Annotated in this window: 20 protein-coding genes and 1 tRNA gene; 11 read left to right on the top strand and 10 right to left on the bottom strand. The window is 66.5% G+C overall.

What is annotated here, in order from left to right; all coding sequences use genetic code 11:
* Position 1: 1 nt before the first annotated feature.
* From JK358_RS08775 to JK358_RS08765, 3 genes are read left to right on the top strand one after another with little or no spacing between them, the layout of a single operon-like run.
* Entirely contained in the window at positions 2-907 is a 906-nt protein-coding gene (locus JK358_RS08775) for a beta-ketoacyl-[acyl-carrier-protein] synthase family protein (RefSeq protein WP_201945364.1), read from the top strand.
* Positions 904-2,619 (top strand): fatty acid CoA ligase family protein, encoded by a 1,716-nt coding sequence (locus tag JK358_RS08770; protein ID WP_201945363.1) that lies wholly within the window; start codon positions 904-906, stop codon positions 2,617-2,619. Before JK358_RS08775 ends, JK358_RS08770 begins: the two co-directional genes overlap by 4 nt.
* Positions 2,616-3,638 (top strand): NAD-dependent epimerase/dehydratase family protein, encoded by a 1,023-nt coding sequence (locus tag JK358_RS08765; protein ID WP_201945362.1) that lies wholly within the window; start codon positions 2,616-2,618, stop codon positions 3,636-3,638. Before JK358_RS08770 ends, JK358_RS08765 begins: the two co-directional genes overlap by 4 nt.
* A 59-nt stretch (positions 3,639-3,697) precedes the next feature.
* Here JK358_RS08765 and JK358_RS08760 read toward each other — a convergent pair whose 3' ends face one another.
* Both JK358_RS08760 and JK358_RS08755 read right to left on the bottom strand, forming a co-directional pair.
* Positions 3,698-5,104: a wax ester/triacylglycerol synthase family O-acyltransferase gene (locus JK358_RS08760; protein WP_201945361.1), complete on the bottom strand. Its 1,407-nt coding sequence runs from the start codon at positions 5,102-5,104 to the stop codon at positions 3,698-3,700.
* 23 nt (positions 5,105-5,127) lie between these two features.
* A complete protein-coding gene (locus tag JK358_RS08755; RefSeq protein ID WP_201945360.1) occupies positions 5,128-6,486 on the bottom strand; it encodes a cytochrome P450 in 1,359 nt (452 codons plus the stop codon).
* Between the two features lie 299 nt (positions 6,487-6,785).
* Here JK358_RS08755 and JK358_RS39920 point away from each other — a divergent pair, with 299 nt between their 5' ends.
* Positions 6,786-7,988, top strand: coding sequence for a PucR family transcriptional regulator (locus JK358_RS39920; RefSeq protein WP_201945359.1), 1,203 nt, complete (start codon positions 6,786-6,788; stop codon positions 7,986-7,988).
* 1 nt (position 7,989) lies between these two features.
* On the opposite strand, the gene JK358_RS08745 is transcribed toward JK358_RS39920, so the two are convergent.
* The 7 genes from JK358_RS08745 to aceE form a co-directional block, all read right to left on the bottom strand.
* Complete coding sequence (locus JK358_RS08745; RefSeq protein WP_201945358.1) at positions 7,990-10,983, bottom strand: DUF4132 domain-containing protein; 2,994 nt, start codon at positions 10,981-10,983, stop codon at positions 7,990-7,992.
* 136 nt (positions 10,984-11,119) lie between these two features.
* Entirely contained in the window at positions 11,120-12,550 is a 1,431-nt protein-coding gene (locus JK358_RS08740) for an acyl-CoA carboxylase subunit beta (protein WP_201945357.1), read from the bottom strand.
* Between the two features lie 152 nt (positions 12,551-12,702).
* Positions 12,703-13,953 (bottom strand): KasA/KasB family beta-ketoacyl-ACP synthase, encoded by a 1,251-nt coding sequence (locus tag JK358_RS08735; RefSeq protein WP_201945356.1) that lies wholly within the window; start codon positions 13,951-13,953, stop codon positions 12,703-12,705.
* A gap of 10 nt (positions 13,954-13,963) precedes the next feature.
* Positions 13,964-14,263: a meromycolate extension acyl carrier protein AcpM gene (gene acpM, locus JK358_RS08730; protein WP_014982996.1), complete on the bottom strand. Its 300-nt coding sequence runs from the start codon at positions 14,261-14,263 to the stop codon at positions 13,964-13,966.
* A 112-nt stretch (positions 14,264-14,375) separates the two neighbouring features.
* Positions 14,376-15,290: an ACP S-malonyltransferase gene (locus JK358_RS08725; protein WP_201945355.1), complete on the bottom strand. Its 915-nt coding sequence runs from the start codon at positions 15,288-15,290 to the stop codon at positions 14,376-14,378.
* 127 nt (positions 15,291-15,417) lie between these two features.
* Positions 15,418-16,716, bottom strand: a complete 1,299-nt coding sequence (locus JK358_RS08720; protein ID WP_201946220.1) for a PucR family transcriptional regulator — start codon at positions 16,714-16,716, stop codon at positions 15,418-15,420.
* A 45-nt stretch (positions 16,717-16,761) separates the two neighbouring features.
* The gene (aceE, locus tag JK358_RS08715; RefSeq protein ID WP_201946219.1) at positions 16,762-19,635 is read right to left on the bottom strand and encodes a pyruvate dehydrogenase (acetyl-transferring), homodimeric type; all 2,874 of its coding nucleotides are present in this window, start codon (positions 19,633-19,635) and stop codon (positions 16,762-16,764) included.
* A 211-nt stretch (positions 19,636-19,846) separates the two neighbouring features.
* Between aceE and JK358_RS08710 the strand changes: the two genes are divergently transcribed.
* The 6 genes from JK358_RS08710 (at position 19,847) to JK358_RS08685 (ending at position 22,403) form a co-directional block, all read left to right on the top strand.
* Positions 19,847-20,404, top strand: a complete 558-nt coding sequence (locus tag JK358_RS08710; protein WP_201945354.1) for an Rv2240c family protein — start codon at positions 19,847-19,849, stop codon at positions 20,402-20,404.
* A gap of 115 nt (positions 20,405-20,519) precedes the next feature.
* Entirely contained in the window at positions 20,520-20,942 is a 423-nt protein-coding gene (locus JK358_RS08705; protein ID WP_201946218.1) for a DUF3052 domain-containing protein, read from the top strand.
* 101 nt (positions 20,943-21,043) lie between these two features.
* Complete coding sequence (locus JK358_RS08700; RefSeq protein WP_201945353.1) at positions 21,044-21,508, top strand: peroxiredoxin; 465 nt, start codon at positions 21,044-21,046, stop codon at positions 21,506-21,508.
* 39 nt (positions 21,509-21,547) lie between these two features.
* Positions 21,548-21,619 (top strand) — tRNA-Val (locus JK358_RS08695).
* 185 nt (positions 21,620-21,804) lie between these two features.
* Complete coding sequence (locus tag JK358_RS08690; RefSeq protein WP_307817397.1) at positions 21,805-22,137, top strand: DUF6247 family protein; 333 nt, start codon at positions 21,805-21,807, stop codon at positions 22,135-22,137.
* Positions 22,138-22,148: 11 nt separating this feature from the next.
* Positions 22,149-22,403 (top strand): hypothetical protein, encoded by a 255-nt coding sequence (locus JK358_RS08685; protein ID WP_201945351.1) that lies wholly within the window; start codon positions 22,149-22,151, stop codon positions 22,401-22,403.
* A 426-nt stretch (positions 22,404-22,829) separates the two neighbouring features.
* On the opposite strand, the gene JK358_RS08680 is transcribed toward JK358_RS08685, so the two are convergent.
* Positions 22,830-23,282: a hypothetical protein gene (locus JK358_RS08680; protein WP_201945350.1), complete on the bottom strand. Its 453-nt coding sequence runs from the start codon at positions 23,280-23,282 to the stop codon at positions 22,830-22,832.
* Positions 23,283-24,089: 807 nt separating this feature from the next.
* On the opposite strand from JK358_RS08680, the gene JK358_RS08675 reads away from it, so the two are divergent.
* Positions 24,090-25,250 carry a hypothetical protein gene (locus JK358_RS08675; RefSeq protein WP_201945349.1) on the top strand — a complete coding sequence of 387 codons (1,161 nt, stop codon included), beginning with the start codon at positions 24,090-24,092 and terminating at the stop codon, positions 25,248-25,250.
* Positions 25,251-25,292: the final 42 nt, after the last annotated feature.

The following is a 25,292-nucleotide window of genomic DNA, read 5'->3' as shown; positions in this document are numbered from 1 at the left end:
AGTGTCCGTAGTCATCGAACAGTCCTCGATCAGCACCGCGCCCGCGGGGTCGGGCTCCATCGACCTCGCCGTCGCCGCGGGCCGAGAGTGCCTGGAGCGGGCCGGAATCGAGCCCGGTGACATCGACGTGCTGATCAATGTGGGCGTGTACCGCGACGGCAATGTGGTCGAGCCCGCCAACTCGGCGCTCATCCAGCTCGGGCTGGGCATGCACCTGGACTACGAGGCCGGATCCGGGCGCTCCACCTTCTCGCTGGATCTGCGCAACGGCGCGTGCGGGGTGCTCAACGCCGCCCAGGCGGCCACCGCGCTCCTGCGCAACGGGACCGCACAGCGGGTACTGATCGTGGGCAGCGACGCGCACCCGGGCGGAATCTCCGCCGCGGGAGCAGGATTCCGGTACGCGACGGTCGGCGCGGCCTGGCTGCTGAGCAAGGGCGTCGACGCCGGATTCTCCGACATCACCATCACGCCCGCACGTGGGCGCGCACCCGGGACGAACCCGGGCGTCGCCGGATTCCTGGACCTGAAGACCATGGGAAACGCCGGGCAGCAGAGCATTACGGTGCAGGTGGCCGACGACTACGCCACCGTGCTGGCGGACACCGCGGCCGACACCCTGCGCGCACACCTGGACCGGTCCGGGCTGGACGCGGCGAAAGCCGTTCTCGTCACCAACAACCCGGTACCCGGGCTGGCCGCCGACCTCGCGGGGCGGTTCGGATTCGCCCGCGGTTACCAGGCCATGACCGGTGACCGCGACGCCGGCAGCTCGGGTCTCGCCATCGCCTACCACCAGCTGCACGAGAGCGGTGCACTCGGCGCGGGCACCCGGCTGGTGCTGCTGGCGGCCGGGTCGGGCCCCATGGCCGCCGCCGCCACCTATCGCGTGGCGGGAGCCGCGTGAAGGCGGTGTCCGACGACCTCGACGTCCTGCTGCGCCGACAGCTCGAGAAGTACGCCGACCTGCCCGCCGTGACCTATCCGACGGTGCGCAATGCCGACCGGGCCGCCTCCGCCGAGGCGCTCGCCGTCGAGCAGCTCACCTTCCGCGAACTCGGCGAACGCATCGACGCCTACGCACGATCCTTCGCCGAGATCGGAATCGGCAGGGGCGTCAAGACGATTGTCATGGTGCGGCCCGACCCGGACCTGTTCGCGGTGATCTTCGCGCTGTTCCGGGTCGGGGCGGTGCCGGTCGTGGTCGATCCGGGCATGGGCGTGCGGCGCATGCTGCACTGCTTCCAGAGCGTGGGGGCGCAGGCCTTCATCGGCGTACCGCGCGCCCACGCCGTCCGGCTGGCCGCGCGGCGCACCTTCCGCGAGATCCGCATGCACGTCACGGCGGGCCGCTCGTTCTGGGGCGGATACAGCCTCGAAGACCTCGCCGAGCGCGGAAAGTACAGTGCGCCGGTGACTCCCGCGCACCGGCCCGGCGATCTGCTCATGATCGCCTTCACCACCGGCAGCACCGGACCGGCCAAGGGCGTGGAGTTCACCCGGGCCGGATTCGCGGCATCGCTGCGCGTGGTCACCGAATTGCACGGGCGCGCCGATGGATTCACCTCGCTGGTGACCGTGCCGCTGTTCGGCATCTTCGATCTGCTGCAGGGCGCGCACCTGATCCTCGGACCCGTGGATCCGGTGCGGGTCTCCCAGGCCGACCCGGCACTGCTCGCCGCGGTGGCCAAGCACTACCGGGTGACGGATCTGACCGCCTCCCCGGCACTGCTCGGACCGCTCGGAGAACACCTGCGCCACAGCGGAACCCGGCTGCCGGACCTCACCACGGTGATCTCCATGGGCGCACCCGCCAACCTGTCGGCCCTCGGCGGCATCCGTGCCGCCCTCGGCCCTGAGGCGCGCGTGTTCACCACCTACGGCGCCACCGAGGCGCTGCCGCTCACCACCCTGGAGTGGACGGAGCTGGACGAGATGCGCACCCGCACCCTCGACGGCGCGGGCACCTGCGTGGGCCGCGCGCTCCCGGAAGCCGACAGCGACACCAGGATTCGGCTCATCCGCATCACCGACGACGACATCCCCTCCTGGAGTGACGATCTGGAGGTCGCACCCGGTGAGGTCGGTGAAATCGTCGCCACCGGTGCGCAGGTGAGCCGGTCCTATCACCACAACCAAGCCGCCAATGCGCGCGCCAAGATCGACGAGCAGTTGCCCGACGGCACCGTCCGGCGCTGGCATCGCGTCGGCGACCTGGCCTGGCGCGACGACACCGGCCGACTCTGGTTCTGCGGCCGCATCTCCCAGCGCGTGCGCACCGCCGCGGGCGACCTGTTCACCGTGCGCTGCGAACAGGTGTTCACCGCGCATCCGGACGTGCACCGCACCGCCCTCGTCGGCGTCGGGCGGCCCGGCGCGCAGGTGCCGGTGCTGTGCTACGAACTGCGCGACGGCGTGGACACCGCCGAGATCCCGCGCATCGAACGCGAACTGTGGCGGCTGGCGGCGGCCCGCGAACTCACCGCGCCCATCCGAACCTTCCTGCACCACACCGGCTTTCCCGTCGACATCCGGCACAACGCCAAGATCGGCCGGGAACAGCTCGCGGTGTGGGCCGCCCAGCGGCTCGGCTACGACCCCGAAGGAAACCCGCGATGAAAGTCCTCGTCACCGGAGCCACCGGCTTCCTCGGCAGCCATATCGTCGACCACAGCCTCGCCGCCGGCGACGAGGTCCGCGTACTGGCCAGGCCCACCAGCGATCTCGGGCACTTGAAGACCCTGCCCGACATCGAGGTGGTGCACGGCGACCTCGGCGATCCGGAATCCCTGGCCGCCGCGTGCAAGGGCGTGGACGTGGTGCACCACAGCGCCGGACGGGTGGAGGAGACCGGCAGCCGCGACCAGTTCTGGGACGCCAACGTGCTGGGCACCCGGCGGCTCATGGATGCCGCGCGAGGCGCGGGAGTCGGGCGGTTCGTCTTCGTGAGCAGCCCCAGCGTCGCCACCGAATACGACCGCGACCGGTTCGGCATGGACGAATCGGAACCGTATGTGCGCAACCCCAAGAGCTACTACGTCGAAACCAAAGCGGTCGCCGAGCGCGAGGTGCTGGCCGCCGACAGCGGTGACTTCACCACCTGTGCGCTGCGGCCGAGGATGATCTGGGGGCCGCGCTCGGGCGGCTGGATGACGCTGCTGCTCAGCAAGATCCGCTCCGGACGGCTGCCGGATCTGTCGGGCGGCAAGCCGGTCATGGTGTCGATCACCTACTGCGAGCACGCCGCGCGCGCCTGCGTGCAGGCGTCCCGCTCGGACGCGGTGGCGGGCAAGGCGTACTTCCTCGCCGATGCCGAGGATATCGACCTGTGGGGCTTCGCCCGCGATCTGGCCACCGCCTTCGACCTCACGCCGCCCACCCGCACCATCCCGAAACCGGTGCTGGACACGGCCATCGCCGTCTTCGACACCATCTGGAAGATCCCCGGCCTGCAGGAGCGGGTGGCTCCACCGTTGTCCAGCTGGACCGTGGCCGCGCTGACGGTGTCCAATACCTACGACACCTCGGCCGCTCGCCGCGACTTCGGGTTCGAGCCAACGGTTTCGTTGCGTGAGGGCACCGAACGGTACATCGACTGGGTACGGTCCATCGGCGGCCTGCCCGCCCTCCTCGCCTGAGCGCTGACTCGAGAACGCTCCCGGTCGGAAGACCGGGAGCGTTCCGCTGTCCGGACCGTTCAGCCCACCGACCGCAGTGGTTTCCGCTCGGCGGGCAGCAGCAGCTCGGTCAGCTCGTCCAGGGCCGAATCCAGGGCCTGCGTCAGGTATTCCATCGGCGGCAGGGAATCGGAGGCGCCCAGTACGCCGAAGTGCAGTGCGCCGTTGTAGCCGACACAGGTGACGTTGAACGGGTTGCCGTGCATGAGCAGCGAGATCGGATACAGAGCCTCCAGGCGAGCACCGTTCCAGTACAGCGGATTACGCGGTCCCGGCACATTGGAGATGCCCATCGGATGCGAGGACGGCGTACGCCGCAGGCCCCAGCTCAGACCCATGATCCACGGCAGCGTCACCGCGAGGCCGTAGCCGATGACAGCGTTCGGGGGCAGCCCGGCCATATGCTGTTTGGCCGCACCGATATACGCGCGCACCGCCGCCAGCCGCTCGCGCGGATCCGCTACCTCGGTGGCCAGCGCGGTGAACATCATCCCGGCGCGAGTGCCGACCCGGTCATCGCCCTCGTCCCGAAGATCCACCGGCACACCGGCGGTCAGCGACTCCTGCGGCAATTCCGAATGCTCGCTGAGGTATTCGCGCAGCGCCGACCCGACGAGATACAGCACGATGTCGTTGATGGTGCAGTCGGCTGCCTTGGCCAGCCGCTTGAACCGCGCGAGATCGTAACGGCGCAGGGACAATTCCCGTGCCCCGGTAATGGGACCGTCGAATATCGACGGTGGCTGCTGGTACGCGCGCTGGGCGAGATCCTTCCTCCCGCGCTTGCGCCGCAACGCATCCCGGGTCGCGCCACCGAATCCGCGCAGCAGTTCGAGCACACCGCGCAGGGCGATCAGCAGCCCCCGCCACGGATTCGACGCCTCACGCGGCGTATCGGGCTGCGACCGGCCGATACTGAAGAGATCAGGGGTATCCCGCGCGTGCGGATCCTCCGAGTAGGTCTCGGTGAAAAGCCGCATGAGCGACGCGCCGTCGAACAGGCTGTGATGGACCTTCAGGATCACCGCGAACCGATCGGCGGCGAGGCCCTCGACAATGTGGATCTCCCACTGCGGGCGTGCCGGATCCAGCTGCTCACGGTGGATTCGGGTGGCCAGCTCCACCAGTTCCCGGCGATCCCCGCTCCGGCTCAACTGCCAGCTCCGGATGTGCTGCAGCGGGTCTATCTCCTCGGTCTCCCGCATCAACGCCACCAGCCGGGTCAGCGGCCCGCCCACCGGGGCCAGATTCCACGGCTGCGGCACCGTGATGGGCGCGGTGAGCCCCGCCCGCCAGCGCCGCACATAGCGCGCGGCATCGCCGTCGGGAGCGCTGAACTCCAGCAGGAACGCGACATGCATGGGCATATCGGGGGATTCGAGCGACAGCCAGATGCCGTCGGTCGCGGACAACCTCTTGATGGACATACTGCTCCTCGAGCTATCGAATATCAGTCGCCGCTGCGGCGTTGCAGCTCGAGCCGCATCCCGATCGGGATGACGGCGAAATGGAACTGGTCCCTGGGCTTTTCGCCATTCGCCGGCAGGCTGATGTCGAAGGTGCGGCACACCATGGCGGCCACACTCTTGATCTCCAGCATGGCCAGCCCGCGACCAGGGCAGAAGCGCGGACCGGATCCGAACGGGATGGAGGCGTCCGGGCGGTGATTGCCGTGCGGGTTGCCCAGCCAGCGCTCCGGATCGAAAGTCAGTGGGTCGCTGAAGTTCCGTGCCTGCACCCCGGCGTGCTGCACGTTCACGATCACCCAGGTGCCGGCCGGGATCTGGATCCCGCCGATCTCGGTATCGCCGATGGCCTCCATGGCCAGCAGGGGAGTGGTGGGCTGCAGGCGCATGGATTCGGCGGCCACCGCCTCCAGGTAGGGCTGCCGGTCCAGGACCGAGGGAATCTCCGCCACTTCCTCCCGAATGCGCTGCTGCACATCGGGATTGCCCGCCAGGTGGTACAGCAGCCAGGCGGTGGCATTGCTGGTGGTGTCCTGGCCCGCGATCAGGATCGTCAGCGCCTCGGCGAACAGCTCCTCGTCGGTGAAGGATTCCTGCCCGTCCTGCGCCAGCAGCAGCGCCTCGATGAAGTTCGTCGGCCGTTCGGGCAGCGCCGCCCGCGCCCGCGCGATCACACCGGTCAGATCCTCCCGCAGCGCCGCCAGCGCCTTGTCCAGCGCGCGATCCTGCGGCAGCTTCACGTAGCGCCAGTACGGGAACGGCATGCCGAGCCGCCGATTCATGATCGGGAAGATGAGTTCCAGGTGCCGCTGGATCACATCGCCGGACTGCTCGATGGTGTTGATGTCGTAGTCGAAGGTGAGCTTCGCGGTCACATCCACCGTGTAACGGGTGAGCTCGGCGCGAATATCACCGGGGGCCTGCCGTTCCCAGCGCCTGCGCAGCCGCTCGGTGATGGTCTCCAGGGTGGGGTGGAAGCCGCGCAGGTGTGCGGCGTTGAAGGCCGGCATGGCCAGTTTGCGGCGTCGCCGCCAGGACTCGCCCTCCAGGGAGAACAGCCCGTTGGAGCCCATCTCGTCCATGATCGATTCGATCGAGGACTGCCTGCGGAATCCGCCGGGCCGATTGCGCAGGATCTCCTTGTTGAGCTCCGGATCGCTCACCACGATCACGCGCTTCCCGGCCACGTTCAGCCGGTAGACCGGACCGAATTCGTCGGCCCAGGAATCGAATCGGCGATGCAGCGCGGCGGGCGGCATCTGCGGGAGATTGCCGAGCACCGGCCAGCCGCCGGGGCCGGGAAGGTCGTCCACGGACAGCGGGCGTGTAATCGAAACGGACACCTTGCGCAGCGTATCCCCGAAATTCGAATACGGCGAATTACATTGTGCACCTTTATTTTAGGAGACAAAGCAGCGCCCGGAAATTGTATTCGCGAGACCAGATGAATGACCTGCGCCACCGCGGCGGCGAGCCGATAGTCTACCTCCGAAGCAAGTGGCGCGCGTCATTTGTCCCGCGTGACAAAGATTGCCGTGGAACCTTTGTGTTCCTGTCACATGCTTTGGCGCGGACGCCAGTGGTTGTTCACAATCGGTCTATGTCGCACACTGATTCTCTTCCGGTTCTGGACTCGCCGATCATGACGAGATTGCTTGCGCGACTGGGGGATATCGCACAGAGCGTGTTCCAGGCCGGGCTCCGCACCGTGCCCGAAACCGCCGAACTGCCCTATGAGCACTTCGCCGAGGAGGTGCTGCCGCACATGGTCAGCGGCTTCGTCTCCTTCCTGCGCGTCATCGAGGAGCGGCGACCGGTCACCGCCGAAGAGGTCGCCGAATTCGTGGTGCCGGTGGTGGAACGCAACGCCGAAGACCGAATTCCCCTGCGACTGCTGCTCATCTCCGTCTTCGGCGGCGCCCGCCAGGGCTGGCTCGAAATGGCGAGCGAAGCCCGCCCCGAAGATCTCGAGGAACTCATCACCCTCGGCAGCTACGCCCTCGAACTCCTCATGCACCTCACCGTCACCATGGCCGAAGTGCACGCCGACGTCGGCGAAACCGTCTACACCGTCGAACGCGAATCGCGGCGCGCCCTCTGTACCGCCCTGCTCCGCGGCGCCCCCGCCGACGACCTCGCGGCCCGCGCCGACCTGGCCCTGGAGGACGAATACGACGTCCTCGCCATCCACGCCCGCACCGGCCCCCTGGTCCCCGTCGCCGACACCCTGGCCGCCCGGCGCCGACTGCGCCTGGTCCACCGCGCCCTCGCCGACCGCACCGGCACCGCGCCACTGCACACCTTCGACGGCAGCACCGGAATAGCGTTGCTCCCCACCGGATCCGGCGAACCCTACGACGACCTCGCCGCCACCTTCGCCCAGCAGTTCGGCCTCGACGTCCACCTGGCCGAATACTCCGCCGTCGCCCGCGCCGACCTCCCCGCCGCCGCCCGGCACGTCACCGACCTGGCCGACCTTGCCCGCCTCCTCGGCCGCCCCTCCGGCGTCTACCGCCTCGACGACCTACTCCTCGAATACCAGCTCACCCGCCCCGGCCCGGCCCGAGACCGCCTCTCCGAACGCATCGCCCCCATCCTCGGCCACCCCCACCTCTTCGAAGCCCTCGACGCCCACATCCGCCTCGGCTCCGACCGCAAAGCCGCCGCCGCCATCCTGCACGTCCACCCCAACACCCACAGCTACCGCCTCCGCCGCGTAGCCGACCTCACCGGCCTCGACCCCAGCGACCCCCACGACTCCCGCCTCCTGGCCGCCGCCCTCACCGTGCACCGCCTCTACCCCGCCGCCCCCGAACCAGCCCCCGACCACGCCGAATCCGCCTGACTCAGCGCAGCGATTCGAGATCACGCAGTAGTTCGGCAGCAGCGACCGGATGCAGATTCGACAGCTTGTTCGCACCGTGAAGCGCTGCGGTGGTGATCGTCTGGCGCTCCCACGATGACGCGTGAACGCCCAGCGGTATGCCGGGAGTGATCTCGAGCGCCACCCAGGGCTCACCGCCGACATGACGGGAGAATCGGTATACGACACCATCCCTCGTCCGTTCGTCGCTCCAGCCCCGGCGCAGCAGACCCAGGAGCGAACCGGCCGATACCGTGCGATCGACGAAGGGACGCAGGCCCGCTGCATTCTCCGGTGCATCGGCAACGAAGGTGCGGCGGTGTAGCTGTTCGAAGGGTTGCAGGATTTCGTAGTCGGCGAACACCTCCGCCCACTGCGGAACCGAGCCGGTGAGATGTACCGGGTGCGCGATGCCGAGTGCGGCATCGGCGGGCAGGGTGACGGGCTTGTCGTCGAGAGCGGCGTAACTGCCGTCCTCGGCGATCCGGAATGCCTGAGTGACACGCTCTTTCGCATCGAAGGTCGCCCACACCAGCCGACGGGCGAGGCGGCTCAGCAGCGGATGCTCGATGAACAGCCGGGTGTGCACCGGTGGTGTCCAGCGACGGCCGCTCACCATGGCGTGCTCCAGACGTCGGATCTGTTCCGCCGTCTCGGATTTCAGATTCTTGCGCAGGGCGCGGTAGACAGCGTGGGCAGCCGGAGCCAGCGCACTGTCATCTTTCACTCCCGGCGCGGGTATACCCTTCCGGCGGGCACAGGCTATCCACGCGCCCGATGTACCGCGCTCGGCGTCGAAGACGGTCAGCCCGAGCTGATCATCCAGGCGGACGATGAATCCCCTTGTGCCGTAATCGAAAGTGCGCGCTCCGTCATCGTCGAACTCCAAGGCGGGCACCAGCCGATCCGCCAGCTCGTCGGTGGTCAGATCCAACCGTGCGGCGATCTCGTCGATCTTCTTCCCGGCGTCGTAGCTCAGGGTGCCGATCTTGCTGTTCTCCGACAACCGATGCAGGTGGAGCAGTGCCCGTTCGGTGCCGATCGCCGTGAGCGCCTCGAGCCCGTACACCGCCCGTGCGTACGCCGACTCGAACGGCCACTCGCAGAGCAGCGGCGTCAATCGGTCGGCGGTGTCGTCGTTCCCGAACAATCCGAGGCCGTGCAGCACCCACCGGTCCCGGATCGGATATCCGGCCAGCTGCCAATCCTCGAACAGCGCCCAGCCGAACTCCGCCAGCGACGCCGGGTCGGCGATATCACGCAGCGCCGTGATCCCCGGGTGGGCGGCGTCGCCCCCACACATCATCAGATGGACGATCACCGCGGTGACCGCTGATTCCGGTAGGGCAGTGCGGTTTTCGCTGAGGAAGACCGGCGGCAGCCCGGCCGCCGAGCACCACCGCGGGGGAGTGGGTATCGGGACCTGTGCGGATTCGGGAGTCGCCAGCAGCGCGTCGACCGCCGCTTTCACCTCCGTGCCGAATTCGGCCGCGACCCTTCGGATCACTGCGCCGTGACGCGCGGCCAGGGCACGGAGTGCCGCGCTCGCGATCTTGCGATCAGCGGCCTTCTTGGCCAACGCGAAGGCGATGAGATCCGGTGCGGCGGAATCGATATGCCGGTCGAACCATGACCACGCGTCATCCTGGAAGGTCTTCCCGGTGAGCCAGCGGGCCATCAGCTTCGCGGGTTCCGCCCCGGTGAGCGGCATGAGCAGCGCCGGTGACTCGTCGTAGCGAACCCGCGCGGCGGCGAACAGGAGATCGACTGCCGGAGAACCCAACCGGGCGACAAGCCGGGTAAGCGCATCGAAGGAGAATCCCGAGTCCACGTTCAGATCACCCAGGTACTCCAGAGCGACTTCCTCGGGAGCCAGGGCGAGAAGGTGGCTGAACTCGTATCCGTTGCTGCCGCCGTGCCGCTTCGGACGCGTCCGGGCCGCAACCGACCGCCACTCCGCGACGGTTTGGGGATCCTGCCAACTCTGGTACTGCTCGGCGCAGGCGCTCGCCCACTGCGTTCTTTCCTCGTCCTTCCAGGACAGCGACATCGGCTGCGGCTCGTGAAATCCGCTGAGCACCAACGCATCGGCGCGCCCGGATGTCTTCTTCGGTGGCTCCCGCAACACCGCGGGCAGATCATCCGGGAAGGCTGTAGACATCGGCTCGGGCGCGATACCGAATTCCCGTGCCACGTCAGGATGGAGGCGTGCATGCCGGTCCCGCAGCCGTCTCGCCTTGGCCGAATCATCCTCGGCGGTGGCGAGCACCCGCATGGCCTCGCGCGGTGAGCGGTCGGCGGCAGCGAGAAATGCGGCGGTGACGAACGGCCGGGTGGAATGCAACCACAGCACATCGAGCGCCTCGCCGGTCGCGAAGTGCGCCAGCATATCCGCGTACTTGCGCAGGTCCGGCTCGTCGTCCCCGCCCCACTCCCAGTCCGGCTTGTCACGCATGGTGAAGGCGATATCCGGCCCGATTCGGACAGCCGCGGTATAGGCGAGCATGAGTCCCTGCTCGCCGGTTCGGGGGAACGCCGATCGGGCGCTGAAGATCTCCAACTGCTCGCGCGTGGTGAGTGATGCCGCGAGCAACGGATATTGGTAGGCCACCGATTCTTCGGTGCGGACGTCCTCGTCCACCCACTGCTGCTCGGCATCCGCCAGCACCGAACTCGCCAGCCTGATGTACCAGGAACCCACCGACGTCCGAAGCTCAGCCAGCCGTGCGACGACGGTCCGATACTCGTCCTCGGGTAGCGCGACGAGGGTGCGACGCAGCCGGAACAATCTGGCGGACGGACTCAGCGCCCCCACCAACGCATCTCGCAACTTCTCGAGGTCCGACGTGAGCAGCAGCGCTCGATCCGCCTCCGCGTGATCCCCATCCAGGGCCGGACGCGGACCACAGAGCCGGGACGGAACGCCCTTCGCCCACCATGTAGTAGGCGGATTCCACGCTTCGTCGGCATGTGTCATGGTGTCGGATCTCCCCCAGCTGTCGTGCGGTAAGTCCCGAGCAATCTATCGGGTGCGGCCGACAACGTTCCCCTGCACGGCGAAGCGGGCGGCCTCCCGGAGGAGACCGCCCGCTATTGCGTTGCCGCTGAACCGATTACAGCGGGATGTTCTTGTTGTGCTGCGGGCGGGCCGGGGCTGCTGCCAGAGCCGCCGCGATGGTGGAGCGGGTCTTGGCGGGGTCGATGACCTCGTCGACGACGCCGATGGAGATGGCGCGCTGGACGCCGCCGGCGATCTTCTCATGCTCCTCGGTGAGGCGCTCGAGCATGGCTTCGCGCTCCGACTCCGGGGCGGCCGCGAGGGCCTTCTTGTGGAGGATGCCTACGGCTGCCTTCGCGCCCATGACCGCTACTTCCGAACCCGGCCAGGCGTAGACGGCGGTGGCGCCGAGGGCGCGGGCGTTCATGGCGATGTAGGCGCCGCCGTAGATCTTGCGGGTCACCAGGGTTACGCGGGGGACGCGGGCTTCGGCGAAGGCGTGCAACAGTTTTGCGCCGCGGCGGACTACGCCTTCGAACTCCTGGGAGACGCCCGGCAGGTAACCCGGCACGTCGGTGACGACGATCAGGGGGATGCCGAAAGCGTTGCACAGGCGCACGAAACGCGATGCCTTCTCGGCACTTTCGGAGTTGAGGCAGCCGCCCAGGCGGATGGGGTTGTTGGCGAGGACACCGACGGTGCGGCCGCCGAGGCGGCCGAGGCCCACCACCATGGAGCGGGCGTAGCCGCCCTGGAGTTCCTCGAAAGAGCTTTCGCCGTCCACATTGTCGAGCAGTTCGTGGATGATCGGCTTGACGTCGTAGGCGCGCTTGGCGGACTCCGGCATCATGGCCTTCAGGTCCACGTCGCCGTGTGCGGCGGCGGCCAGGTCGAATTCGCCCTGTTCGGCGAACATCGAGACCAGGCGACGCGCACGATGCATGGCATCGGATTCGTCATCGGCGACGATATGGCAGACGCCGGACTTCTTGCCGTGGGTGACCGGGCCGCCCAGGGTCGCCATGTCGACGCTCTCGCCGGTCACCGTCTTGACGATGTCCGGGCCGGTGACGAAGACGCGCCCCTCGGGAGCCATGATCACGATATCGGTCAGCGCGGGACCGTAGGCGGCGCCACCGGCGGCGAAGCCGAGCACCACGGAAATCTGGGGGACCTGGCCGGACGCGCGGACCATGGCCTCGAAGACCAGGCCGACCGCGTGCAGCGCCTCGACGCCCTCCGCGAGCCGGGCGCCGCCCGAATGCCAGAGGCCGACAACGGGAATCTTGGAGTCGATGGCCGTATCGATGGCATCGACGATGTGCTTGCACCCCTCGACGCCCATGGCGCCGCCCATCACGGTCGCATCGGAGCAGTAGGCCACGGTGCGCACACCGTCGACCTCACCGATGGCGGCGAGCACGCCGGACTTGTCACGGGGGTGCAGCGGAAGCACGGTTCCGGGATCGAAGAAACGCTGCAGGCGACCTAGCGGGTCACGGGGATCTGTCGTGGTATCCGCATGTGCGGGAGCCATTGTGGTCATCGCGAACTCTCCTCATATAAGGAAGCGCGGTCGCATCAGAGCGGCTGCGAAAATGTCGAAGTCCCGGCAGGGGCGGATGCGGGATCTCCATCCGAAATCCCCTGCCGGGACCGCTTGTCTTTCGACCGGTTTAACGAGGTACTGCTCGGTGATCAGTACCGGCCGAAGGCGAGCGCGACATTGTGCCCACCGAAACCGAAAGAGTTGTTGATCGCGTACTCGATGTCCTGGTGACGGGCAACGCCGTGCACCACATCGAGATCGATCTCCGGATCCTGGTTCTCCAGGTTCAGCGTCGGCGGGACGATGCCGTCCCGGATGCTGAGGACCGTGAGCACCGACTCGAGAGCGCCGACAGCGCCGATCGAGTGGCCCAGGGCGGACTTGGGCGCGTAGACCGATGCATGCTGCACCCCGGCCTTGTGGATCGCATTGGCCTCGGCGGTATCGCCGATGGGGGTGGCGGTCGCATGCGCGTTGACGTGGGTGATGTCCTTGGGGGACAGACCCGCCGTCTGCATAGCGCGCTGCATCGCGCGCGCCGCACCGGAACCCTCGGGGTCCGGAGCAACCAGGTGGAAACCATCCGAGGTGATGCCCGCACCCAGCAGTCGCGCGTGGATGGTGGCACCGCGGGCCTTGGCGTGCTCCTCGGTCTCGATCGTCATGAGCGCGCCGGCCTCACCGAAGACGAAGCCGTCGCGGTCCTTGTCGAACGGACGCGAAGCGCTCTTCGGATCGTCGTTGCGGGTCGACATGGCGCGCATCATCGAGAAGGCCGCGATCGGCACCGAATCGATGAAGCCCTCGACACCACCGGTGACAACCATGTCGGCGTCACCCATGACGATCATCCGCCAGGCATTGGCGATGGCCTCGGAACCCGACGAACACGCCGAGACCGGAGTGATCACTCCTGCCCGAGCCTGGAGTTCGAGACCCACAACCGCGGACGGGCCATTCGGCATGACCATCTGAACAGCGAGCGGCGAGATCTTGCGGTAGCCACCGTTCTTCAGCTTGTCGACCGAATCGATGAGCGCGTCACCGCCGCCGAGGCCGGTGCCGATGGCGACACCCAGACGCAGCGGGTCGACCTCCGGGCTGCCGGCGTTCTTCCACACCTCGCGACCGAGCACGGTCGCGAGCCGCTCGACATACGCCATGCGGCGGATCTCGACACGGCTCAGCAGGGTGTCCGGCGACACCTTCAGGTGTCCGCCGATACGAACCGGAAGGTCGTACTCCTCGACGAAGTCGTCCTCGAGGGTGTCGATACCGCTCTCGCCGTTGAGGAGGCCCTTCCACGTCGCATCGACGTCACCGGCGATCGACGTGGTCGCCGCCATGCTGGTAACGACGACGTTGGGGAAGTTCCCGTTCAAGGTGGAAGGAGTGGTCACGGTGGCGGTCCTACTCGGCGTCGAACTTGGCCTTGAGCTCAGCGGCCGCGTCGGCGTTCTCGGCCTCGAGCTTCTGGATGTAGGCAACCGCGTCGCCGACGGTCTTCAGGCTGGCGAGATCCTCGTCCGGGATCTTGACGCCGTACTTGTCCTCGGTCTGGACGGCGATCTCGACCATCGACAGCGAATCGATGTCCAGGTCGTCGACGAAGGACTTCTCGATCGTGACCTCGGAGGGCTCGATACCGGTCACCTCTTCGATGATCTTGCCGAGCTCTTCGACGATCTGTTCCTGGGTCAGAGCGGCCACTTTGGTGGCTCCCTTCTTAGCTGTTGTGGGTCGGATTGTGTTGTATTGCCTTGCGGTGCCCCGAAAATCCGGGGCTTGCTCCATCGCCGTTGGTGGAGCACCGCGAGTCAAGCTAGCTGGTGACAGTCAGTTCAGCCAGCGCGGGGAGATCCGCGGGTGTCTTCAGCGCCAGATTCGGGGTGCCCTTGAGCTCCCGCTTGGCGATGCCGACCAGGGTGCCGGCCGGTGGCAGCTCTGCCACCGCGGAAACCCCTGCCGCACGGACGGTTTCGGTGCACAGGTCCCAGCGCACGGGCCGGGTGACCTGAGCCGCGAGCTTCTCGACCGCATCCTTACCGGATACGACCGGCTGCCCGTCGAAGTTCGACAGCAGCACCCGCGACGGCTCGCCAGGCGCAATCTTGGCGATAGCCGCGGCCACGGCATCCTGGGCAGGAGCCATGAACCGAGTATGGAAGGCGCCGGCAACCGGCAGTGCGCGGATGCGGGCTTTTTCGGGCGGGTTCGCGGCAAGCTCCGCGAGCGCGTCCAGCCTACCCGCAGCCACGATCTGGCCCACCGCGTTGCGGTTGGCCGGGATCAGGTCGAGTTCCTCGAGCCGCGCGAGCACGGCGGATTCGTCACCGCCGAGCACCGCGGACATGCCCGTCGGCTCGAGTGCGCACGCTTTGGCCATCTCCGCTCCGCGGATGGCGGCCAGGGCCACGGCGTCGTCGGCGGAGAGGACTCCGGCGACAGCCGCGGCGGCGAACTCGCCGACCGAATGTCCGGCGACGATGGTATCCGAGGGAAGGGAATCCTGCGGGATTTCCGCGAAAGCCAAAAGGGCAGCCGCAACGACCAACGGCTGGGTGACAGCCGTATCGACGATCTCTTCAGCGGTCGCAGTGGTGCCCAGCCGCAGCAGGTCCAGTCCGGAGGCCTTCGACCACATCTCGATGCGGTCGGCCGCACCGGGGAGTTCGAGCCACGGGCTGAGCATGCCGGGTGTCTGAGAGCCCTGTCCAGGGGCGAACAACGCGATCACGGTGTTAAGAAAACACTGTGAGGCGGGTCTCTCGAGATGTCGGCACGAATGAACCATGCGGAGCAGTTTTGTGGGGAGTCCACAAAAGCGCAAGTCGCTCGCCCGGATCGTCCGATTCCGCGAAGCGTTACATCCCATCTTTCGGCTCTGTGACGGGAGTCACTCCAGTGGCAGGTGAGGGAGGTTCGTTACGAGTTCGTGTCAGTCGGCCTACTGTGGCAGCGACTCGTAACACGTAGGCATCGCGCGGATTAACCGGATCGCGGCCAGTGATGTCGGCGATTTTCTTCAGCCGATAACGCACGGTATTTGGATGAACGTACAGCAGGCGGGCGCACGTCTCGACGGCTCCACCACAGTCCAGATACGCATCCAGCGTGTCCGAGAGATCGGCGCTGGCGGCGGCCAACGGTAGCACGAGGTGCTCGTTGAGAGCGTCTATGGCCGCCCGGTCGCCCAGCAGGGCGCGTTCGGGCAGCAACTCCGACGCGTGCACCGGACGCGGCGCGCCCCGCCAGCCCACCACGGCCTCCATTCCGGCCATCGCCTCTATAGAGGAGTAGTGCGCGGCCGACAGCGTGCGCATGGTCGGACCGATCACCACGGGACCATCGGAGAAAGCCTCGGCGAGGATGTCGGCGAGGAACGGAGACGGATACATCGTCTCCCCGAGATGTCCGCTGACTACCATTACCAGCCGCGAACCCTGCACCACGGCCAGTGCTTTGCGGCCGTGCCGGGCGGCGATCGAATGTACGGATCCCACAACGGCCACCTGATCCTTGGGAGGAGTCCCAACCATCACGGTCGCCGGTGCTGTCGCATCCCAATTGAGCGTGGCCGCGCGCGAGAGCATTTCCGGGCCGGTATCGCCGCGCACCACCGCGTCGACGACGAGCGCCTCCAGCCGGGTATCCCACGCGCCACGCGACTCCGCCGCCGAGGCGTACACCGAGGCGGCCGCGAAACCGAGCTCACGCCCGTAGCGCAGCACCGCCTCGGTCAACGCCACCAGCTGCCGGTCGTTGCGGGCCAGCGCCGGCAGCCACTGTTCGAAGAACTCCATGGCCACCCGGACCATGTCGACGGTCTGGCGCAGCGTCAGCCGCCGCGCCAGATCGTCCGGGATCACTTGGAAGGCGTCCAGGGAGAACCGGATATCGGATTCCGGATCCTGCAGCCACTCCAGGAAGTTCACCACCGCCGTCTGCACCAGCATCTGGACGCCGGCCCGCTGGGCGGCGTCCAGATTGGCGAAGAACGGCAACCGATCCTGCATGGACGACACGGCCTCGGTCGACAAGCGGCCCGAGAACTGTTTGACCCTCTTCAGGAGCGTGTCCGGAAGCGGATCGCGCGTCTGCCGGTTCGGGGAGAGTGCGCCGGTCGGAAGGTAGACCTCGTGTTCGGAGGAGCCTTCGTTGATCCGGCGCGGCCTCGGCGGTTTACGTTCCACAGTGTTAATCGTGCGTTATGCGTCGCCGCCCTCGGTACCGGGTGCCGCCTTCGGCGCGGCGTTCACATCGTCGATGCGGTAGCGGGCGGCGGCCTCGGCGACCTTGCCCTGGTCGATCCGGCCCTGCTTGGCCAGGCCCGAAAGCGCCGCGACGACAATGGAATGCGCGTCGACATTGAACACCCGGCGGGCCGCGGGACGGGTGTCGGAGAAACCGAAACCGTCCGTGCCCAGGGTGATGTACTCGCCCGGCACCCACTGGCGGATCTGATCCGGCACGGCGCGCATCCAGTCCGACGCCGCGACGAACGGACCCTGGGCCTGGGACAGCACCTTGGTCACGTACGGCACGCCCGCGTCCTGATCCGGGTGGCGCAGCTTCTGGATCTCCTTGGCGAGAGCCTCTTTACGAAGCTCACCCCATGAGGTCGCCGACCAGACATCGGCCTGCACACCCCACTCCTCGGCCAGGATCTGCTGGGCGCGCAGACCATCGGGCATTGTCACGCCCGACACCATGATCTGGGCGCGCAGATCGCCCGCCGCACCGGGCTTGTAGAGGTAGAGGCCCTGCAGCAGGCCCTCCACATCCAGGTTGTCCGGCTCGGTCGGCTGCTGCTGCGGCTCGTTGTAGAGGGTGATGTAGTAGAAGATGTCCTCGCCACCGAACTCGTGGTGCTGCGAGTGCGCTTCCGGATCGGTGCCCGGCAGGGCCTCCTGGTAGCCGCCCGAGGTGACGCCGCCGCCGTACATGCGGCGCATGCCGTCGCGCACGATGTGGGCGATCTCGAAGGCGAACGCCGGATCGTAGGGGACGCACGCCGGGTTGGTGGACGCCAGCAGCAGCGAGTGACCGTCGTTGTGCTGCAAGCCCTCACCGGTCAGCGTGGTGCGGCCCGCCGTCGCGCCGAGCACGAAACCGCGCGCCATCTGATCCGCCGCCGCCCAGATACCGTCGCCGGTGCGCTGGAAACCGAACATCGAATAGAAGATGTAGAGCGGGATCATCGGCTCGCCGTGCGTGGCGTAGGAGGTGCCGACCGCGGTGAAGCTCGCCGTCGAACCGGCCTCGTTGATGCCCTCGTGCAGGATCTGGCCGACGCTCGACTCCTTGTAGGCGAGCATCAGTTCCGCGTCGACCGAGGTGTAGAGCTGGCCGTTGCGGTTGTAGATCTTCAGCGACGGGAACCACGAGTCCATACCGAAGGTGCGGGCCTCGTCCGGGATGATCGGCACGATGCGCTTGCCGATCTCCTTGTCGCGCAACAGTTCCTTCATCAGGCGGACGAAGGCCATGGTGGTGGCGACGCTCTGCTTGCCCGAACCCTTGCGGATCGAGCGGTAGGGCTCGTCACCGGGCAGGGGCAGCGGCTTGGCGGCGGTGCGGCGCTCCGGCAGGAAACCGCCCAGCTGCTGACGGCGGCCCATCATGTACTGGATCTCCGGGGCGTCCATGCCGGGGTGGTAGTACGGCGGCAGGTACGGGTTGGCTTCCAGCTGCTCGTCGGTGATCGGAATGCGCTGCACGTCGCGGAACGCCTTCAGATCGTCGAGGGTCATCTTCTTCATCTGGTGCGTGGCATTGCGGGCCTCGAAGTGCTTGCCCAGGCCGTAGCCCTTGATGGTCTTGGCGAGAATGACCGTCGGCTGTCCCTTGTGCGCCATCGCCGCCGCGTACGCCGCGTAGATCTTGCGGTAGTCGTGGCCGCCGCGCTTGAGGTTCCAGATATCGCCGTCGGACAGGCCCTTGACCAGCTCCTTGGTGCGCGGATCGCGACCGAAGAAATGTTCGCGCACGTACGCGCCGTCATTGGCCTTGTAGGTCTGGAAGTCGCCGTCGGGCGTGGTGTTCATGAGGTTGACCAGCGCGCCGTCGCGGTCGGCCTGCAGCAGGGAATCCCACTCGCGGCCCCACACGACCTTGATGACATTCCAGCCGGCGCCGCGGAAGAACGACTCCAGCTCCTGCACGATCTTGCCGTTGCCGCGCACTGGTCCGTCGAGACGCTGCAGGTTGCAGTTGATGACGAAGGTCAGGTTGTCCAGGCCCTCGTTGGCCGCGACCTGGATCAGGCCGCGCGACTCCGGCTCATCCATCTCGCCGTCGCCGAGGAACGCCCACACATGCTGATCCGAGGTGTCCTTGATACCCCGGTCGTTCAGATAGTGGTTGAAACGCGCCTGGTAGATGGCGTTCATCGGGCCCAGGCCCATGGACACCGTGGGGAATTCCCAGAAGTCCGGCATGAGCCGCGGGTGCGGGTACGACGACAGGCCGTGGCCCGGACCGCCGTGCGAGTACTCCTGGCGGAAGCCGTCCATCTGGTCTTCGGTCAGCCGGCCTTCCAGGAACGCGCGCGCGTAGATGCCGGGGGAGGCGTGACCCTGCACGTAGATCTGGTCACCGCCGCCCGGGTGATCCTTGCCCCGGAAGAAGTGGTTGAAGCCGACCTCGTACAGCGCCGACGAGGACGCGTAGGTCGAGATATGGCCGCCGACACCGATTCCCGGCCGCTGCGCGCGGTGCACCATGACCGCGGCGTTCCAGCGGATGTAGGCGCGGTAGCGGCGCTCGGTCTCCTCGTCGCCGGGGAACCAGGGCTCGTTCTCGGTGGGGATGGTGTTGACGTAATCCGTCGAGGTGAGGGCGGGAATCGCGACGCGGCGTTCACCGGCGCGTTCGAGCAGGCGCAGCATGAGGTAGCGGGCGCGCCCCGGTCCCTCTCGTTCCAGCATCTCGTCGAACGAGTCGAGCCATTCGCTGGTTTCCTCCGGATCGATGTCCGGAAGGTATGACGCCACCCCCTCGCGAATCACTCGTACCCGGCCCCCCGCCGGGCGGTTGCGTGCCGGGCCGTTTGTGGGACTCGACGAAGAAATCGGGTGCATCAGGTCGGTCAAGACGTTTGCTCCTCGTACACAGGGGTGGGACATCTGATGGCGTCATTACCCCGGGTAGCCGCTGGTGGGCGGCATACCCGTAACGATTGGTTTGGGGCGCACCTCACATCCTTGTCGAGAGTGCGTCCCAGGTCATCATGTCAGCCGAGAATCCAGTACGGTTCTCCAGGGAACCGGCCGAGGCGGAACGGGGAGGACAATGAAGCTGCTGAACCCGCGTGGGTTCGGGTTGTTGTGCGCGGCCGCGGCGGTGTCCGCCGGGCTAGTTCTCGCAGGGTGCGCCAACACGGTCGAGGGTACCGCCACGTTCAACGAGGCCGAGGCGACGTCGTACAAGGCCGACGCCTCCGCCTCCTCCGCGGCGGCGACGTCATCCAAAAAGGCGGCGGCGCAAGCCAAGGCGATCACCGACAACTGCACACCGTTCCGCAAGACGACGGGCACGGCTGTGGATCGCTACAACGAGTTCGTCGACGCGCACGACGCGAACGCCGCCGACCAGGCGTCCAAGCGCGATATCGCCGCGAACGCGTTGGAGGATGCCGCGCGTACGGTCGAGACGCAGCTCAACGCGTCCGGAAGCGATCTGCCGGCGGATCTTTCGCAGAAGTTCACCGACTACATCGCGGCGGCCCGGTCGCTCGCCGACGCCGTGCGCAAGATGACATCCACCTCGTCGGTCGGACCTCTCAACGACGCCAGCCGCACGGTGAACGACACGCTCAACGCGGTCCGCGACGCGTGCCCGGCGCGCTGATCAAGGTCTCACATACGACATTTAGGGTGCGATTTCGGCGGATCGGCTTGCGCTGGACGCATTTACCATGTTCGCTTGCAACTACCTATTGTCGGGAGTTGAGGAGGACACCACCGTGGTCGCCGCGGCGGACGCGCAGAACTACGCTCAGAAGCTTGGCATTGCACACGGAATGGTGGTCCAGGAGCTGGGCTGGGACGAGGATACCGACGACGACTTGCGGGCGGGTATCGAGGAAACCATCGGTTCCGAACTACTGGATGAAGACACCGACGAGGTCGTCGACGTGGTCCTTCTCTGGTGGCGCGATGGCGACGGAGACCTCGTGGACGAACTCATGGACGTCGTCTCCCCCCTCTCGGACGACGGCGTCGTCTGGGTCCTGACCCCCAAAACCGGCCAGCCCGGTCACGTGGACCCCTCCGAAATCGCCGAGTCCGCCACCCCCGCCGGCCTGACCTCCACCACCCCCGTCAGCCTCGGCACCTGGACAGGCACCAAACTCACCCAGCCCAAGACACCCTCGAAGCAGCGCTAGCCGCTTCGCATAAGGTTCTTTCGAACGGGCAACGGTTTTCGCCCGGGTAGCGCCCACCTGCGCCACCCGGGCGAAAGCGCGACAGGATGGAGGGTTCCCACATGCCGCTAGAAGTCGGCACGGTCGCACCGGACTTCACACTGAAGGACCAGAACAACCAGGAAGTAACCCTCTCGTCCTTCCGCGGCGAAAAGAACGTCCTCCTGGTCTTCTATCCGTTGGCTTTCACCGGCATCTGCCAGGGAGAGCTCTGCAAGGTTCGCGACGAACTGCCCAAGTTCCAGAACGACAACGCCGAAATCCTCGCCATCTCGGTAGGCCCACCCCCCACCCACAAGATCTGGGCCGCCGAACAGGGCTACACCTTCCCCCTGCTCTCCGACTTCTGGCCGCACGGCCGGGTCGCCCAGGAGTACGGGGTCTTCAACGAGAAATCCGGCTACCCCAACCGCGGCACCTTCGTGGTCGACAAAGACGGCATCATCCAGTTCGCGGAGATGAACGGCCCCGGAGAGCCCCGTGACCAGCAGGCTTGGGAAAAAGCCCTCGCCGCACTAGATTCATAACCCGTTGCCCCGGACCACCCGGTCCGCAAGGCATCATCCGGGCGTATAGCTCAGCGGTAGAGCACTGGTTTTACACACCAGCGGTCGGGGGTTCGATCCCCTCTGCGCCCACTTCGAACCGGCAGGTGCTTCAGGTATCTGCCGGTTTCTTCTTGCCCCACATTCGATTACGTGGGGCATGCATGGGGCAGCGAACGTTCGCTCGGTACTAGCCGAAGTTGTGCCCAGGCGCCGATGAGTCGGTCTGTGCGATGCATCATCGGCGTGTTCGTCGGTACCACCGGTTATCGTGAGGTATGGCTAATCCCATGCCACTCCCGCGGCCCCCGCATATTCCCGCGGCCGACCCTGAAGCGCTACGGGCTGCACTACCCGCCACGTTGCGCGACGAGTTCGACGCAGAGTGGGTGCAGGTGCTGGATCGCGCGAAGCAGTCACATTCGCTCAGGGAGATCCACGATCTGCTGAACAAGTGGCAGCACACCGCGGTGATGGAGTTGCGCGATCCAGGTTCGTATCAGCGTTTGTTGGAGAAGGCGGCGCAGATCGAAGCGGCAAGTGGCCGGACCACGTCCGTCTCGATCGAGGACATGCGCGCCCAGATCCAGCAGCGCCTGCAGGCCGGCTGAGTCTTCGCCGCTTGTATCGGATCGTTCCGGATCCGGAAACAGCTGAACAGGTTGCTGCTCTTCCGGTCGATGCGCTGCTGGACTACGCCCAGGTACTCACTGTCCTCGAGGTCTCACCGTGGGCGGGTTCCCCGCAGAATGATGCCAATCCTCATGGGGCCGTGCGCCGTTGGGCATTCGGTCCGGGAATGGCCGGCCAGGTCGTCTATCTCGTGCTCGAAGCGCAGCGCGAGGTGCACCTGTTGATGGTGCAGTGGATCGGCTGATCGGATGGCAGCGGCACCGTGTCGATGGCGTACTCTTCAGCCTCGCCGATGTCGTCCTCGGCGGCTAGGCGGCTCCAGTTCGCCATGAGTTCGTCGTATTTCTGGACCGTGCTCCAAGGGCCATGGAGCCGCCCCGAAGGAATGTTCTCGGTGCCCGGCTTTCTCGCCGTCGAGGAACTCGACTTCGAAGCGTCCGCTCCGCGGGCGCCGGTCGATCGCGAGGATGCGCACGCGCTCGGACGGCGAGAATTCACGCAGGCGGCAAATCCACTCACGACCGACGTCCAACTTCTCCGGCAGGGTGCGAGGTTCGTCCTCGGACGCAGACACCATGGTCGAAGCGTTGCAGACCTGTCGCAATGAAGTTGTCGGTTCTACCGATGGCCGACGTGGCATTTTCAGTGGTCGGTCCGTTCGTCGGAACCGTCAGTGGGTGTGGCGTGGCGATCGCTTCGAAATCCGACGGAGCAGACTGCGAGGGCAGTTGATCGGTTGTGCGGCCAGCAGTTCCTCGATCCGGGCCCAGGGTATGGCGGCGCGGAATGCGCCGCACTGGCGGGCGAGGTTCCCTCCAGCTGCCTCGACGCGAGTCACGGCTTCCCGCAATCGGGCCGGGTCTTCACCCAGTGCCTCCGCCAGCCAGAGGAGCCCCGGGGCGCACTTGAAGTGGGTATAGAAGAACCGGGCGTCCTGACCGGGATGCTCGCGCCCGTAGTAGCCGACGCCGTCGTATTCGGCCAGCCAGCCCAAGAGATGGTCGCGTTGACTCGGCCACTTCGATTGCGGTCCGGGATGAGCCTGCTCGTAGCTGTCGGTGATCGGTTGTCGGGCAGGCAGTTTCCGTACCACTGCCCGAAGTTCGCGTGCCGAGATCGACATCCCGTATCCACCACCGATCGTCGACGACGCCGCCTCAACCGGCGTCTTGCCCCATGAAATCTATTCGGCTGGAGTTTGATTCGGCTACATCTTCACTCTTCCGTTGTCATCGTTCCGTTTGGTTCTGGTGAGATTCAACGGCTCTCGGCCGAGCATTCCGACTCGGTTGTGCATGATGATCTCCGCTTCGAAGGTCGGGTCGCAGCTGGTCCGTCCCCGAGGGCGAGGCTGACGATGGAGTGGCTGCCCTGAATCTGTTCGGCGATCTGGGTGGTGGCGCAGTCGTCGTCGAAGTGCCGTGTGTGGATCAGGCCACTTCGTCGGGGTAGCGTCGACCGTCGGTGTCTCGGGCGCAGATGGTCGCCGTGAGTTCCACCCATCTTGTTGTGGGCGTGGGAGTTTCAGCGGACGGGTGCTTTGTGCGCACGGGGTGGCCGAGCACGACACCCCTGATCGTCGGGTTCATCGACAGATACCGCCACGTCTTTGGCGTCGAGTCGATCTGCCGTGTGCGCTGAGTGCGTAGGGAATCCAGATCGCGCCGCGGACCTAACACAATGCCTGAAACCGACCAGCCCTCAGCGTGGGAGATCGCAGATGCATACGTGGAGAACGCATTACGTGATCTGGCTGGCCAGGCGGAGCACCGGTGCGGCGATAAGGAGTATCTGAAAATGACACACATGGAGCGGCTACGAGATAGGTTGATTGCCTATGGGACGTGGGGTCCGCACCCGTTACCAAGTGAGGGCCCAGCACTGCTCGGGCTCGAACGGGACTGGTGGAACGCAGGTCAGCTGTCAGCTGGTGTCCGACCTGTCTGACGCGATGCAGCGCGCGTCGGAATGGACGACTGAGATGCGCCAGCAGGGTGCCGCATCGAAAATCCGGCAAGTCGAGGTACGCCAGTGGGGGGTAGACAACGAGCCTAGTCACCCGGTGTTGTTCGTGGCGTCGTACTACGACCCTGAGCAGGGGCTTACCGACGAACTGGTGTACGCCGCCCGCGTCCATGATTGGCATAACGCGGGTTACCGGGCGTGGCAACAGGATTGGGGACCGGAGCCAGTCGAATGCCCGCACTGTGGTCGGACGGTGCCTGCCGCCGTTCGATCGCAACCCGTGATCAGTGCGACGGCGGCGAGTCCGGTTCTGGCGCGAGCTAGACCCAGACCGGTCAGCACGCTCGGGAAACTGTATAAGCCCTACTACGAGCAACTACTGAGGTGCAACCCCTCCATCCGCGACTTCATCGAGAAAAGGGACTCGCCGGAGCACTGCTATCGGTGGCTGGTCGAGTTGGACTGCGGCTGCGTCACTGACGCCGTGACCGTGGGGCACGTCGCCGCGCACGTCGCGATGGACGAGCTCCGCCCCTCAGATTGCGTCTTCACGAGGTACCTCGGCGAGAGTAGAAGCGGCGTGAGCACAGACAACGTCTTGCTGTTCGGATACGGGGTCTCATGGAAGCACCAAAACTGGAGCAAGGGATTCGCCTGGTGCGCCGGCCATGTCGACAACCGACCGTTACGCGAAATAACCGAATGGGTGGAGCGCGAGCAGCGCCCTGGGTTTTACTCCCAAGAGTTGGAACGTCAGCTTGAACCCTTCGCGTCCTGGACCGTCATGCTCTCTTGTGGGCACTACGAATCGCCAGTCGTAACCGAGCTGGACTGGCGACCCGAGCACGGTTTTCGGGAACAGTCCGGCGTTGCCCGAGACGGCAAATTGCCCAGTTCCATGAAAGATTGTCGACACTGCGTCTACATGCGGCGCGTCACCGGGGCCAGGTCGATAGGTCCGCTGGCCCGGCCAAAGGTGAGCAAGCCACCGCAACCGCCGTCCCGCCGAACCCTGACCCGCCGCTTGAATGCGGCCGAGGCTAGTGCTCGCGCTCTGCGTGAGCAGCTTGCGCAGGTGGAGCAGGAGACCGTGCGCCTCCGTAGCGAACGCGACCAGGCAAAGTAAACGGTCGGCTGCATTCGAGGGGTGCCGGTCGAATCGAGTAGT

Origin of the sequence: Nocardia acididurans, assembly GCF_016741815.1 — a bacterium.
GTDB lineage: Bacteria > Actinomycetota > Actinomycetes > Mycobacteriales > Mycobacteriaceae > Nocardia > Nocardia acididurans.
This window is presented reverse-complemented; position numbering and strand designations above follow the sequence as displayed.

What these genes read in the sequence shown, in the direction of transcription:
- JK358_RS08760 (WP_201945361.1), bottom strand. Translation starts at nt 5,104, where the DNA reads ATGTCCATCAAGAGGTTGTCCGCGACCGACGGCATCTGGCTGTCGCTC.
- JK358_RS08690 (WP_307817397.1), top strand. Translation starts at nt 21,805, where the DNA reads ATGGCTAATCCCATGCCACTCCCGCGGCCCCCGCATATTCCCGCGGCC.
- JK358_RS08740 (WP_201945357.1), bottom strand. Translation starts at nt 12,550, where the DNA reads ATGACCACAATGGCTCCCGCACATGCGGATACCACGACAGATCCCCGT.
- JK358_RS08680 (WP_201945350.1), bottom strand. Translation starts at nt 23,282, where the DNA reads ATGTCGATCTCGGCACGCGAACTTCGGGCAGTGGTACGGAAACTGCCT.
- JK358_RS08700 (WP_201945353.1), top strand. Translation starts at nt 21,044, where the DNA reads ATGCCGCTAGAAGTCGGCACGGTCGCACCGGACTTCACACTGAAGGAC.
- aceE (WP_201946219.1), bottom strand. Translation starts at nt 19,635, where the DNA reads ATGCACCCGATTTCTTCGTCGAGTCCCACAAACGGCCCGGCACGCAAC.
- JK358_RS08710 (WP_201945354.1), top strand. Translation starts at nt 19,847, where the DNA reads ATGAAGCTGCTGAACCCGCGTGGGTTCGGGTTGTTGTGCGCGGCCGCG.
- JK358_RS08745 (WP_201945358.1), bottom strand. Translation starts at nt 10,983, where the DNA reads ATGACACATGCCGACGAAGCGTGGAATCCGCCTACTACATGGTGGGCG.
- JK358_RS39920 (WP_201945359.1), top strand. Translation starts at nt 6,786, where the DNA reads ATGACGAGATTGCTTGCGCGACTGGGGGATATCGCACAGAGCGTGTTC.
- JK358_RS08765 (WP_201945362.1), top strand. Translation starts at nt 2,616, where the DNA reads ATGAAAGTCCTCGTCACCGGAGCCACCGGCTTCCTCGGCAGCCATATC.